The 14,608-nt window shown below is 42.2% G+C and carries 11 protein-coding genes; 1 reads left to right on the forward strand and 10 read right to left on the reverse strand.

All coding sequences use genetic code 11. The features are described from left to right. Window positions 1-132: 132 nt before the first annotated feature. From uvrA to Q4D72_RS01260, 10 genes are all read right to left on the reverse strand, one after another. Window positions 133-2,898, reverse strand: a complete 2,766-nt coding sequence (gene uvrA, locus Q4D72_RS01215; protein ID WP_303075594.1) for an excinuclease ABC subunit UvrA — start codon at window positions 2,896-2,898, stop codon at window positions 133-135. 549 nt (window positions 2,899-3,447) lie between these two features. Beyond that, window positions 3,448-4,650 carry a quinol:cytochrome C oxidoreductase gene (locus Q4D72_RS01220; RefSeq protein WP_303075595.1) on the reverse strand — a complete coding sequence of 401 codons (1,203 nt, stop codon included), beginning with the start codon at window positions 4,648-4,650 and terminating at the stop codon, window positions 3,448-3,450. Window positions 4,651-4,675: 25 nt separating this feature from the next. Beyond that, window positions 4,676-5,251 (reverse strand): cytochrome c, encoded by a 576-nt coding sequence (locus tag Q4D72_RS01225; protein WP_303075596.1) that lies wholly within the window; start codon window positions 5,249-5,251, stop codon window positions 4,676-4,678. Window positions 5,252-5,256: 5 nt separating this feature from the next. After that, on the reverse strand, window positions 5,257-5,781 hold the full coding sequence (locus tag Q4D72_RS01230; RefSeq protein WP_303075597.1) for a DUF3341 domain-containing protein: 525 nt from the start codon (window positions 5,779-5,781) through the stop codon (window positions 5,257-5,259). Between the two features lie 2 nt (window positions 5,782-5,783). Then, window positions 5,784-7,184, reverse strand: a complete 1,401-nt coding sequence (gene nrfD / locus Q4D72_RS01235; RefSeq protein WP_303075598.1) for an NrfD/PsrC family molybdoenzyme membrane anchor subunit — start codon at window positions 7,182-7,184, stop codon at window positions 5,784-5,786. A gap of 66 nt (window positions 7,185-7,250) precedes the next feature. Further along, the gene (locus tag Q4D72_RS01240; protein WP_303075599.1) at window positions 7,251-7,679 is read right to left on the reverse strand and encodes a SlyB protein; all 429 of its coding nucleotides are present in this window, start codon (window positions 7,677-7,679) and stop codon (window positions 7,251-7,253) included. Window positions 7,680-7,690: 11 nt separating this feature from the next. Then, entirely contained in the window at window positions 7,691-10,762 is a 3,072-nt protein-coding gene (locus tag Q4D72_RS01245; protein ID WP_303075600.1) for a TAT-variant-translocated molybdopterin oxidoreductase, read from the reverse strand. 46 nt (window positions 10,763-10,808) lie between these two features. Next, entirely contained in the window at window positions 10,809-12,107 is a 1,299-nt protein-coding gene (locus Q4D72_RS01250) for a c-type cytochrome (protein ID WP_303075601.1), read from the reverse strand. 275 nt (window positions 12,108-12,382) lie between these two features. Continuing rightward, a complete protein-coding gene (locus Q4D72_RS01255; protein ID WP_303075602.1) occupies window positions 12,383-12,976 on the reverse strand; it encodes a peroxiredoxin-like family protein in 594 nt (197 codons plus the stop codon). Window positions 12,977-13,363: 387 nt separating this feature from the next. After that, window positions 13,364-13,891 carry an NADPH-dependent FMN reductase gene (locus Q4D72_RS01260; RefSeq protein WP_303075603.1) on the reverse strand — a complete coding sequence of 176 codons (528 nt, stop codon included), beginning with the start codon at window positions 13,889-13,891 and terminating at the stop codon, window positions 13,364-13,366. 106 nt (window positions 13,892-13,997) lie between these two features. On the opposite strand from Q4D72_RS01260, the gene ybeY reads away from it, so the two are divergent. After that, complete coding sequence (gene ybeY / locus Q4D72_RS01265) at window positions 13,998-14,414, forward strand: rRNA maturation RNase YbeY (protein WP_303075604.1); 417 nt, start codon at window positions 13,998-14,000, stop codon at window positions 14,412-14,414. Window positions 14,415-14,608 lie beyond the last annotated feature (194 nt).

The raw sequence follows: 14,608 nt of genomic DNA on the forward strand, positions 1-14,608 counted from the left end.
CGCCTTATGAACTTTTTGAAAAATATAACGACAAATTATTTTGAGTTGGCTATAAACCGAAATGTCTGCTGCTGAATAAGTGCCTATAAATTATAGACGTGCATTTTTTCTTTTCCGCACGTGCGTTTTTTCTCACGGAAACAACACTTTTTTCAAATACGCACCCGTGTAACTTGCTGAATTTCGGGCTACTTCTTCGGGGGTGCCTTGTGCGATGAGTTGCCCGCCTTTGTCGCCGCCGTCTTGCCCCAAGTCAAGCACATAATCGGCGGACTTTATCATCTCCAAATTGTGCTCGATGACGATAATCGAATGCCCTTTCGCTATAAGTGCCTGAAACGAAGCGAGTAACTTGCCAATATCGTGAAAATGCAAGCCCGTAGTAGGCTCGTCAAAAATGAACAAGACCTTCTCTTTGCTTTCCGACTTCGCCAAAAACGAAGCCAGCTTGATGCGCTGCGCCTCCCCACCCGAAAGCGTTGATGAAGATTGCCCCAGCGTTACGTAGCCCAGTCCCACATCTTGCAGCGGTTTTAGTTTTGTGCTGATTTTCTGTTGCTTATGCTTGTCAAAAAACGCAATGGCATCGTCAATAGTGGTGTTTAACAAATCGGAAATGGACTTCCCTTCAAAGGTTACTTCCAGCACTTCCTTCTTGAAACGCTGTCCGTGGCAAGCCTCACAAAGCAAGTGCACGTCCGCCATAAACTGCATTTCAATGGTAACCTCGCCTTCGCCTTTGCACACCTCGCAACGCCCGCCGTCCACGTTAAACGAAAAGTGTTTTGGCTGAAAGTTACGCAACTTCGCCAATTTTTGTGCGGCATAAAGGTTGCGAATGTCGTCATACGCCTTAATATACGTTATCGGATTGGAACGCGAGGACTTGCCAATCGGGTTCTGATCTACAAACTCCACCGACTGAATGTGCTTGTACTTGCCTTCGAGCTTCGAGAACTGCCCTGCTTTTTCGGTGTTCATATCCAGCTCTTTAAGCATCGCCGGATATAAAATCTGTTTGATGAGCGTTGATTTGCCACTGCCCGAAACGCCCGTTACCACCGTGAGCATATCCAGCGGAAGTGTAACGTCGATGTTTTTCAGATTGTTTTCCCGACAGCCCAAAAGCGTGATATAATGCGGCGAAGTACGTCGTTCCTTTGGAAGGTCGATGTGCATTCGTCCGCTGAGGTACTTGCCCGTGAGCGAATCCGCTTTCAGAATTTCGGCATACGTGCCTTGTGCCACCACTTCCCCGCCGTGCGTTCCGGCTTCGGGACCAATATCGATTATGTAATCAGCGGCTTTCATAATGTCTTCATCGTGCTCCACCACAATCACGGTATTGCCCAAATCACGTAATGATTTGAGTACGCCGATGAGTTTTTCGGTATCTTTCGGGTGCAGACCGATGCTGGGTTCGTCCAAAATGTACATTGAGCCTACCAAACTGCTGCCCAGTGAAGTTGCCAAGTTGATACGCTGGCTTTCTCCGCCCGAAAGCGTGTTTGATTTTCGGTTGAGTGTCAGGTAGTTCAACCCGACATCTGACAGGAACTGCAAGCGATTTTCGATTTCCAACAACAAACGGCGGGCGATGTTTCGCTCATAGTCCGAAAGCGTTAATTCCTTAAAGAAACTTTGTAATTCTTCTATGGAAATATCCACCAAATCAGAAATGCTCCTTCCGTTAATCTTCACATAGTCAGCTTCTTTTCGTAGGCGTTTGCCGTCGCATTCGTTGCATCGGGTCTTCCCGCGGTAACGTGCCAACAGAACGCGATTCTGTATTTTGTAATTTTTTTCTTCCAGTTCCTTGAAAAAATCCGTCAGTCCGGTGAAAAATTTGTTGCCGTCCCAAACTAATTTTTTTTGCGCCTTGGTGAGTTCAAACCACGGTTTATGAATGGGGAAGTCGAACTTGTAAGCGTTCAAAACCAACTGGTCGCGATACCAACCCATCGTTTCGCCCCGCCACGGATAGATACAATTATCGTAAACGGAAAGGGCTGTGTTCGGGACGATTAGCTCCTCATCCAGCCCGATGGTATCGCCGTAACCGTCGCATTTCGGGCAAGCTCCATACGGATTGTTAAAGCTGAACAGATGCACGTTCGGCTCTGAAAATTCAATGCCGTCCAACTCAAATTTATTGCTGAACGTGAGTTGTTTACGGGTTTCTACTTCCTCAATAATGCACTCGCCTTTGCCTTCAAAAAAAGCCGTATCCACCGCATCAGCCAACCGATGGCTAAAATCGTCGTTGTGTTGTACGATAATTCGGTCGATAACTAACAGAAAATCAGAATCGATACTGCTTAAATCGGCTTCATCAATACGGATAATTGCTCCCTTATGCTGAATGCGTACATAGCCCTGTTGCAACAGCAGTTGAAGCACTTGGGGCGTTTTTCTGCCTTCGGCAATGTGAACGGGCGACAAGAGCAGCAACTTGGTACGCTCCGGATAGCTCAAAACGGCATCAACCACATCGGTAACCGAATGTTTTTTTACTTCCTTTCCGGAAACGGGCGAGTACGTTTTGCCGATGCGGGCAAAGAGCAATTTCAGGTAATCATATATTTCGGTGGACGTCCCGACCGTAGAACGCGGGTTAGACGTATTAACCTTTTGCTCAATGGCGATGGCGGGAGCGATGCCCACAATGTTGTCCACTTTCGGTTTGTCAAGCCTGCCCAAAAACTGGCGTGCGTACGAGGAGAGGCTTTCCACGTAACGGCGTTGCCCTTCGGCATAGAGCGTATCGAATGCCAAACTGGACTTGCCCGAACCCGATAAACCCGTAATAACCACCAACTTATTACGCGGAATGCCAACGGTAATGTCTTTTAAATTGTGGAGCTTTGCTCCTTTGATGAGTATTTCTGTGGTTTTCATTTTTTTAGCGATGGAAATTATAAAATAAGACAAGAAGCTAAAAAACGATGCGAATCTGAGTCGTTTCTTACCCAAACGCATTCAAAATTACCTGCTTGCTTCTCTGCTTGCAAAGATAGTAAAAAGGAAGTTATAAATACGGCTTCCGAGTATATTTATCCACACGGAAGGCAGTTTTCTTAAAAGAAATATTTTCTGATTTTTTAAACTTATGTAGATTATAAAACTATCTTTTAGCCGAAAATTTTCGCACGTGCGGATAAAAATTGCAGTACGTACGTTTGTAAATTTCTTGACGTGCGAAAAAAAATTTCTTGACGTCAAGAAATAAATTTCCTTACGTCAGGAAAATTTCACGGAGACGTACGTTTTTGTTATGCCGCACGTCAGAAAATTTTTCTGGAAGCGTATTTTTCAAAAAATAGGGATGTTGAGCTGTGTAAAAACGCACGTGTCCCAAAAAAATAATAGACGAGGAGCAAACAAAAAAATACGGCTCGAAAGCCGTATTTTAGTATCAACAATTTTTATATATAATTTAGAAGCAAATTAATAATGGAAGTGCTTACTTTCTTCAATAAGCGGATTCCCTTTTGCCAGTAGCGGTGCTTTGGTAAGGGCGGTAAATACCACAAAGATGAAAAGCCCCAAGAAGAAAAGTACCGCCGAAATTTCGGTAATGCCAAAGCTCCATTGGTCGCCAACCGTAGCCGGCATAATCATCACGTAAAAGTCAATATAATGCCCGATTAAAATCACGATACCTGCTGCAAAAACCAACCAGCTGATACGTTTGTAGTCAGTGTTGATAAGCACAAGCAACGGGAAAATAAAGTTTAAAAGCAACATTCCGAAGAACAATTCTTTATAATCTCTAATACGGGCTACGTAGTAAACAGTTTCTTCTGAAATATTTGAGTACCAAATCAATAAGAATTGCGAAAACCACAAATACGTCCAGAAGATTGAAATACCGAACATAAACTTCGCCAAATCGTGTAAGTGACTGTCATTGACGTATTCCAAATAGCCTCTGCTTTTCAAATAGATAGTTGTTAGCGCGATAACGGTTATCCCCGAAACGAAGAAACTCGCAAAAACATACCAACCGAATAGCGTACTGAACCAGTGCGGATCAAGGCTCATAATCCAGTCCCAAGCCATCATTGACTCTGATACTAAGAAAAATACCAAAAAGCCCGCTGCCCATTTGAAGTTCTTCACAAACGGACGATGGTCGGTGGCGGTATCCTCAGCAATGGATAAGCGTCTGGAAACATAGCGGTAAATTACCCAACCGAGCATAAAAAAGGCTGCACGTGCCAAGAAAAACGGAACGTTCAAATAACCTTGTTTGCCTTGTAGTAACGCATCATTGGCTACTACTTTTTCGTCCATCCACACAAAAAGGTGATTGATGTGCATACCTGAAAGCACGAGTAACACGAAAACAATCAACACGCCGGGAAGCAAATAAGCCGTAATGCCTTCCATCACTCGGAACAAAACGGGCGACCAACCCGCTTGTGCCGCACGGTTGATGGCATAAAACGCCAATACGCCCAACGAAATGAGCATAAAGAAAAGCGCTGCCACGTACACCGCTGCCCAAGGTTTGTTGTGCAACATATGCAAAATGTGTTCATTTTCAGCTGTATGTGGAACCGTTGAAAAGCCTACTATAATTCCGATAATTCCTACAATCATAAGAATTATGGCACTGAGTTTTAATTTATTTGAAAATGTGTACATAATCTAAAATCTTTCTTTTGGGAAATTATTTTACCAAGTCATCACGTAGCTTTTCAACATACAAAGCCACTTGCCAACGTTCTTTTTCGTTAATTTGAGAGGCGTACGAGCCCATTGCATTGAGCCCGTAATAAATCACGTGATACGTACCGCCTTGGGTAATCACACGGTTTTTGTCGGCATAACTGGGAACGCCCGCAAATTTGCCTCTTTCCACCAAAATCCCCTTACCGTCGCCTTTTGCGCCGTGGCAAACTGCACAGTAGATGTCGTATAATGCCTTTCCGTTATCCAAATGCGATGTGATGTTAAGAGAATCAGCCAACAACGGATTTTTTGATTCTTCTTTGGCGAGAAGCAATCCTGCCGGCGTATCAGGGTAGTTATAGGGTTGCCAGCCTCTTTTGATAGTTCCTTCCACAGGCAATTGTGCTTCCATATTCCCTTTAAAAACCCCGTTATCAACCTCTTGATAGGTTTCATATCCTGCACTTTCGTACATATTCGGCATAAACTGATAGTTCGGTTTTTCTTTGTTAAAGCACGATGTGGCAAGCAATGACACACTGCTAAGTAAAGCTATTTTAACTATATTTTTCATACCTCTTATTTTTCTGCTATTTTAACTTCAACAGCTCCTGTTTCTTTCAAAAGAGTTGTTACTTCTCCTACATTGCTTTCGGTTACAGCCAATTCCATCAAAAAGTGGTCATCGGTTGTTCTTACATCAGGGTTTTCGGCTTGTTTGAAAGGCCACAGTTTGCTTCGCATATAAAACGTAATTACCATTAAGTGAGCCGCAAAAAAGACGGTCATCTCAAACATTACCGGCACAAATGACGGCATATTTTGCAGGAAGGTCATACTGGGTTTCCCACCGATATCTTGTGGCCAATCTTCAATCATTATATAATTGACCATCAGCGTGGCAATGGTAAGCCCGATACAGCCGTAAATGAAAGCTGCGATGGCAATACGTGTCGGTTTCAGCCCCATTGCTTTATCCAATCCGTGAACGGGGAATGGCGTATAAATCTCCGAAATCTGATGATTTTTTGCCCGCACCTTTTTAACGGCAGCCATTAAAACATCATCATCGTTATATAATGCGTGTATTACTTTCTGATTCATAATTAATGGTGATGATTAGGGTTATTATCTCTTAATTTTTTGTATTTCTCTCCGGAAGATTTCAAGATTGACTTCACTTCGGCTTGTGCAATTACCGGGAAGGTACGTGCGTACAACAAGAACAACACGAAGAAGAAACCAATAGTTCCGATATAAATTCCGATATCGACAAACGTAGGCGAGAACATCGTCCAAGAAGAAGGCAAATAGTCTCTGTGTAATGAAGTTACGATAATCACAAAACGCTCAAACCACATTCCCACGTTTACCACCAATGAAATGATGAATGAGAACATAATGCTTCGTCTGAGTTTTTTGAACCACATAAATTGCGGCGAGAACACGTTGCAGGTCATCATCATCCAGTATGCCCAAGCGTAAGGTCCAGTAGCACGATTTAAAAACGCATATTGCTCATACTCAACGCCTGAATACCAAGCCACGAAAAGTTCCGTAATGTAGGCACACCCCACGATTGACCCCGTAATCATAATCACGATGTTCATCAATTCAATATGTTGAATGGTGATATAATCCTCAAAATTACACACTTTTCGCATTATAATCAAAAGCGTGTTTACCATCGCAAAGCCCGAGAAAATCGCACCTGCCACGAAGTACGGCGGGAAGATGGTAGTATGCCAACCCGGAATTACGGAGGTAGCAAAGTCAAACGATACGATGGTGTGTACCGAAAGTACCAAAGGCGTTGCCAAACCTGCCAAAACAAGCGATACTTCCTCAAAGCGTTGCCAGTCTTTGGCTCTTCCGCTCCAGCCGAAACTCACCAAGCTGTATATTTTCTTTTGGAAAGGCTTCACGGCACGGTCACGAAGCATTGCAAAGTCGGGCAAAAGTCCTGTCCACCAGAATACTAACGACACCGAAAGATAGGTTGAAATAGCGAACACGTCCCAAAGAAGTGGCGAGTTAAAGTTCACCCAAAGCGAGCCGAATTGGTTCGGAATAGGCATTACCCAGTAACCCAACCAAGGTCGTCCCATATGGATAAGCGGGAACAAACCAGCTTGCACTACCGAGAAAATCGTCATAGCCTCTGCCGAACGGTTAATTGCCATTCTCCATTTTTGGCGGAACAATAAAAGTACTGCCGAAATAAGCGTTCCGGCGTGACCGATACCAACCCACCAAACGAAGTTGGTGATATCCCAAGCCCAACCAACTGTTTTATTTAATCCCCACGTACCAATACCTACTGACACGGTGTAAATCATACTTCCTAATCCCCAAAGGAAAGCCACCAATGAAATGGAAAACACGATCCACCACATTTTGTTTGCTTTACCTTCCACAGGGCGTGCAATATCAACGGTAACATCGTGATAGCTTTTATCGCCCGTTACTAAGGGTTTTCGTATAGGTGCTTCGTAATGCGATGCCATATTTGTTATTAACTATTTAAAAATTAAACTTTTATTTCTCAATTATCAAGTTTTTCTATAAAAGTACTACTTTCCTTGATTATCAACGAACTCTACTTTTTTATTGAGTCCGTCAATTTTATGTTGAACTTTTTCAATTTTTCGCTCAATCTTCTGCATTTTCTTGTTGCTTTTTGCCAAACTTCGGTTCGCTTTTTCGGCTTTTTTTAAAGCCTTTTGCGCTTGTTTGGCATCTTTGGCAGAAGATATCCCTGCATCGGCAGAAGAAAAACTGGCTGTTTTTTTATCTGCTTTGCTATTGGCTTGCTCCACGTCTGATTTTAAACTTTCATTGGCAATTCGCTCTTTTTCAAGTTCTATTTTCAGATTGGTAAGCTCGGTGTTCAACTTCAAAATTTGCTCTCGGGCTTCTAAACGCTGTAATTCGGGCGATTTTGTCCCTGAACAAGAAGCCAAAAACAATACGAAAAGTAATACAAATGAAACTCTTTTCATCTTAACGGATTTTAAACATCTTCGGTGTTTCTTACTTTCACTTGATACACCACATTAGGGCGGGTTCCAATATGTTCAAGCAAGTGATAAGCGCGGTCATCGGCTACCAACTTAGCGATTTCACTGTTTTTCTCATTGATATCACCGAACACCATCGCTCCTGTTCCACAAGCAGCCGAACAAGCACAAGCATTGTTGAACTCACCTTCACGAACCGCACGACCTTCATTTTTAGCCTTTAAGATTACCGCCTGAGTCTGCTGAATACAGAACGAACATTTTTCCATTACCCCACGTGAACGAACCACTACGTCAGGATTTAGTACCATTCGTCCCAAATCGTCATTCATATGGAAGTCAAACTCGTCATTTCCGTTGTATAAGAACCAGTTGAAACGACGCACTTTGTATGGACAGTTATTGGCACAGTAACGCGTACCAACGCAACGGTTGTATGCCATATGGTTCTGCCCCTGACGTCCGTGTGAGGTTGCCGCAACCGGACAAACCGTTTCACAAGGAGCGTTGTTACAATGCTGACACATAACAGGTTGGAAAGCCACTTGCGGATTTTCTGAAGCGATTTCCATTTCGCCATAAGTTGAAAGTGCTGCACTCAATCCTTTAATACCCTCTTTGGTTTGTAAATCACCCGCAAAAGTATCGTCAGATGAGTAGTAACGGTCAATACGCAACCAGTGCATATCGCGCGAACGACGCACTTCCTCCTTGCCCACAACCGGAACGTTATTCTCTGCGTGACAAGCGATTACGCAAGCTCCGCAACCCGTACAAGCATTCAAATCAATTGACAAATTAAAATGATGCCCCATTGTACGATCAAACGATTCCCAAAGTGAAATACTGCTGGCTTTCACTTCTTTGTGGTCTAACGAAACTACCGGTTTTTTATTCCATTCCTCAGCCGATTTTGCATTAAAATCAGCCAAAGTAGTTTCTTTCAGAATATCACCACGACCCATTAAAGTGTTATGTAACTGAACACAAGCAAATTCGTGCGTTCCGCCAGCATTTTGGATTTTTACGTTTTGAACGTTTTTGAAATCGTGATACAACTTGTAGGCATTCACCCCAACTTGCATCTCTTTTTTCATTCCTTCTACTTTTCCGTAACCGAAAGCCAAACCTAACGAACCTTTGGCTTGCCCCGGCTGGATAAGCACAGGAGCCTTAATAGTTACACCATTGGCTGTAATTTCGGCATAATTCCCATCCAAAGCGCCCGTTGCTACGTGCCAGTTTTTGATTCCCAATTCTTTGGCATCAGCAGCTGACATTGTAACGTAATTATCCCAAGTAGTTCGGGTGATAGGGTCAGGAAGTTCCTGCAACCAAGGGTTGTTGGCTTGCTGTCCGTCTCCGATTCCCGTTTTAGTGTAAAGTGTTAATTCAAAACCATTTGAAGACAATTTTGAAAGATTTGCCAACGGCTCGGCTACTGAAATTTCATTCACCATAGGCGCTTCCCGTTCCACCGAAGCAATGAAAACACCATCATGAAGTGCCTTATCCCATTTGGCTCCACCGAGAATGGTTGCATTCCAGTTCTCTTTGATAAAATCGTAATAGGTTTTATCTGAACCTGACCATTTTAACAGCGCATCTTGAAGTTGGCGCGTATCAAATAGCGGACGAATAGTCGGCTGGGTCAGTGCATAATAATCTTGTTTGAATTCCACATCACCCCACGACTCCAAATAATGTGGCGCAGCGGCGATATAATGCGTTTTGATTGCCGTTTCATCGGCTTTCATTGAGAAAGAAACCGATAATTCCACTTTTTCCAAAGCAGTTGCAAATTCAGAAGCATTTGGCAATGTATATAGCGGATTTAGGTTGTTGATAATCAACACGCCTACGTTGCCACTATTCATATCGGCGATGAGTTTTTTAAGCTCGGACGTATTTCCTTTTCGCACCTTAATCGGAGTAAATGGCTTAAACGCCTCACTTTGTAGTTTTTGGTTGATTTCCAATGCCAAAAGTTGTGCGTTTTCGTCTTGAATTCCCGTAACTACTACCGCTTTTGTTCCTGCTTTTTTCACGGTTTGAACCGCTTTTTTAAGTGCAGCGTCCGCTTTTTCAGGTAATTCACCACCAACCGAAGTTCCGGTTAGGTATCCATAGAATTTTGCCAAAGCTACTTTTTGTTGTGATGGCGTAAGCGGCACACGCGTATCGGCATTGGCTCCAGTCAAAGTCATATTCGCTTCAAATTGAATATGTTTTGACATTTTTCCGTTTTTCGGAATACGTTTTTGTGCATACGCTCCCTCAAAACCGCCACCTTGCCAATCGGCAATAAAATCAGCTCCGAATGAAACGATTACGTCGGCTTGGGCAAAGTCATAATCAGCCATTGCACGCACGCCATATTTTTTTTCAAAGGCATTCAGGGTTGCTTCCTCTGAAATGGCATCATATTCCACCAATTTCAAAGTAGGATATTTTTCCTTTAATCCTTCAATTAATTTATAGGTTGAAGGGCTTGCCAAAGTGTGGCTCAATACCACGATTTGCTTCCCTGTTTGGGTTGCTTTTTCTAAATTTTTGATTACTTGTGCGTCCAAATCAGCCCACGAAACGGAAGTACCGCCCTTAGCCATCGGATTTTTAACACGCAAGCTGTCATATAAACTCAGTACAGAAGCCATAACCCTTGCGTTTGCTTCACAATTAGCTTTGGCTTCGCGATTATGTTCTATAAAAATCGGACGACCCTCACGCGTTTTTACCAATACGCTGGCAAAATCAAATCCGTCAGCGATGGTAGTTGCGTAATAATCAGCCACTCCGGGACGAATCTGTTCAGGAAGCACCACATACGGAACCGCCTTATGTACAGGTCCTTCACAGGCTGCCAAAGTAGCTGCCGCCGTAGTAAAACCTATATATTTTAAGAAATCACGTCGTGAGGTTGACGAGGCTTCAAGCGTAGCCTTATCCCCTAAGAACTCATCAACGGGAATTTCTTCCACAAACTCATTCTGTTTCAGTGTATCTAAGACTGAATTTTCATTAAGTTCTTCAACACTTTTCCAGTATTTTTTGTTTGATGCCATAGTTTAGTTATATCTGAAATTTAACTCTTTTAATAATAATTGAAAATTAGTAGTGACATTTACCACATTCCAAACCACCAAGTTGTGCAATGGTAAGTTTCTCTACGTTTAGCTTTTTAGCCAATTCGGCGTGAACTTCTTTGTAGTTTTGGTAGTACCCGTTATCCACGTTCACTTCTGTTTGGCGGTGGCAATCCACACACCAGCCCATCGTGAGTGGTGCGTGCTGATGCACGATTTCCATTTCTTCTACTTTTCCGTGACATTGCTGACATTCAAGCCCAGCCACTGTTACGTGTTGTGAGTGATTGAAGTAAGCAAAATCGGGTAAGTTGTGAATACGAACCCAACGAACCGGTTTCGTTTCCCCTGTGTATTTGAAAGTCTTTTCGTCCCAACCCACAGCCTCGTATAATTTCTTAATTTCATTGGTGTAGAACTCACGCGTGTAGCCGTTCGCCACATCTTGAACTCCTTTGTACTCTGAAATGGTTTCGTGGCAGTTCATACAAACGTTCAACGACGGAATTCCGGCGGTTTTTGAAACGCGAGCCGCCGAGTGACAGAGTTTACAGTCAATTTGATTGTCACCTGCGTGAATTTTATGTGAGAAGTGAATCGGCTGAATCGGCTCATAGCCTTGGTTCACGTCAATTTGCATCAGGTAACCAAAAATGGCATACGTTGAACCGAAAAGCAACACTGAAACGGCTGTCAGCACCAAGAAAGGATTTTCAACAAAAGCCTTGGTTAAAAGCCCTTCTTTGCGTTTGGCAAATTCTTCTGCCGTGATACCGCCACTGGCAACAATGCGCGAAGCATTGCCCAGCAAGAACATCACCACAAACAAAGCAATCAGCAACACAACCACACCTATTATAGTAGTAACATAGGTTACCGACCGCTCCTTGGCAACTTCCGGATTCTCTAAAATTACAGGTACTTCCTCCTCGGCGGGTTCCTCTTGCACCGCCGGCGGATTAGCCGTGTACGCCAAGATGTCTTCTATATCCTGATGTGAAAGAATCCCCTCATAGGGTGCCATCGGAACTTGATTAAATTCCTCAAAAATAGCTTTTGCATCGGCATCACCCGAAGCGATTAATGCTGCACTGTTATTGATCCATTTATGAAGCCACTCGTTTTCTCTGCGCTCAGTAACGCCGCCCAAAGCAGGTCCAACGGCACGCTTATCCAACTGGTGACAAGCCATACAGTTGGTTTTGAACAACGTTTCACCCTTAACCGGATCACCTTGCGCAAATGTTGGAGATGAAAACAGCGCCAACAACAAATAACCAAAAAAACTGACAATTAATGAATTATGGTTTTTAACCTTTTTCATATTAAAATATATTATTTAATATTTTCTTGTTGAATTTACTCTGAAAAACTCACTTTTTCAAGCACAAAAGTATGACATATTGCATCAATTGCAAAAAACTTGTTTCGTTTTGGTGTAATTTATATAAATTCTAAATAAATAACCTTTTGTAACTTGTTTTGAACGCATAACAACCACTTTAAAATTTGGTTGTATTTTGAATGAAACATTTTACGATTACAATGTTTTTACAGAAATTTAACATTAATATGGCATTGTTACAATAAACAAACGCCTTATTGCCGAATTTCTTTCAAAGCTTGAAGCACTTCATCGGGGTTGGCGCGCTTTTTATAATCAGGATGAACAAAAGCATATCGAATAACCCCATTTTTATCAAGCACATACGTTGCCGGAACGGGTAATTCCGATGAGTCTGTGCCGTTGCGGCTGCTTAAATGCAATGCCTGCTCGTAGCGCTGTGCGGTTTGGTCGTCCAATTTAAAAACAATGCCGTATTGCCTTGCCACATCGTTGTTTAGATCGGTAAGCACCTCAAATTCAAGCTTGTTTTTCTCTTGGGTGGACAAACTATGGTCGGGTAATTCGGGCGTGAGTGCCACTAACGTAGCGTTCAACGCTTTGAATTCAGGTAACTTTTCTTGCAGCTGACCCAAAGCCACATTGCAGTACGGACACCAACCACCGCGATACCAAGTCATTACAACGTTTCCTTTCTCTAAAAGTGAATACAACCGAACCCTTTTGCCTTGCGCATTCTTTAAGGTGAAATCCGGTGCTTTATCGCCCACTTGCAAGGCTTTTGAAACATCTTGCGCCTGAATCGTTAAGGCGAAAGCAGTGCATACAACTAAAAATAAATTTCTCATTTTCATTATAATATAAGATTAAAAATTACGGAATAAATAAAATGGTATTGTTTTGTGTTTTTGTTAATTTTTTTGGCAAAGTTACTTCATTTTTTTATCTTTTAGTAATAAAAAGGCGATATTATTTATAAATATTGCTAAATCTATCTGTTTGAAGATATAAAAAATTGCCACGAATAGTATTTTTAGGCTGTGAGCCAAGAAAAACAGCTTTCTTTTTTGGTTAAAAATAGCTAAAAATAATGCGTCCGTTTAACTTTTTAACATCCTGTAAATCTTGATGCAATTAAAAATCCCGTTCGTTTTCTTGATTAAAATGAGAATCATCATAATCAGGAAAGCGAACAGGACTTATATGTTTCCTAAGCGATTAATTGTCTTACTTTTTTATAAAACTGCCTTTACTTTTTCAACTTCAACGGCAAATTCTTTGGCTAACTTGGCATTGGTAATCCCTTCCGTTTCAGAGAAGTTGTCATTGAAAGCAGGTAATGAAAAGGTTGTGATGACTTCCCCGCCGTGAAAAGGAAAGCGCGCAGCGGCAATGTCCAAGACCGATTGCCCTCCTCGGGCTCCGGGTGATGTCGCCAGCAAGAAGAGTTTCTTTCCGGCAAAACACTTCATATTCACGCGCGTTACCCAATCAAACGTATTTTTAAACGCCGCCGTGTACGCCCCGTTATGCTCGGCAAGTGAGATGATTATCAAATCAGCCGTTTGGAATTTATGAAGCAATTCCGTTGCCTTTTCAGGTAACCCGATTTCGTTTTCAACATCTACCGAATACAGCGGAAACTGATAGTCGCGCAGGTCTAAAATTTCAATATCCCCGTCAAATTGCTTGGCTGCAAATTGAGCCAGCTTTTGGTTTATGGATGTCGTGCAAGTGCTTGCGCCGAATGCTATTATTTTCATATTTCTTTTTTGGGCAAATGTATTATTTTATTTTATAATCTGAAAATTTATTTGCAATAATGCGTTTTTTTGCTACTTTTGCAAGGCATCTAACAGCACGAATTTTATGATTACATTTAATTACGAAACCGATTTTGCCTTGCCCCAGCCCGAAACTGATTTTCAAAGGTGGATTGACGCCATTATCGATTCTGAAAATAAAATTTTAGGCGAAATCAACTACATTTTTTGCAATGATGACTACCTGTTTGAAATCAACAAGACCTATCTTGACCACGACACCCTCACGGACATCATCACCTTTGACTATACCGAGGGTAATACGCTTTCAAGCGATATTTTCATCTCGGTGGAGCGCGTGGCTGACAATGCAAGCGACTTCAACGTCCCCTTTACAACCGAACTTCTGCGCGTAATGGCACACGGCATCCTTCATTTGTGTGGCTACAAAGACAAAACCGAAGCCGACAGCCAATTGATGCGTGCCAAAGAAGATGAAAAAATAGCGCTCTTCAAAGCGTAATCAATGCTTTTCCGTAAAAATAATACATTCATTACCACGAATTTACTAAAAAATAGTGAGTACATCACCTTTGGCAAAGTTGAAAACTTTGCCAAAGTTTTTTTTGTATCATTCATCAACACGAATTTATTAAAAAGAATAAAAAAGTAGTAATTCGCCTTCACGAATCTACTAAAAAATAGTGAGTACATCAC

Source organism: Capnocytophaga sp. (assembly GCF_030532915.1).
Taxonomy (GTDB): domain Bacteria; phylum Bacteroidota; class Bacteroidia; order Flavobacteriales; family Flavobacteriaceae; genus Capnocytophaga.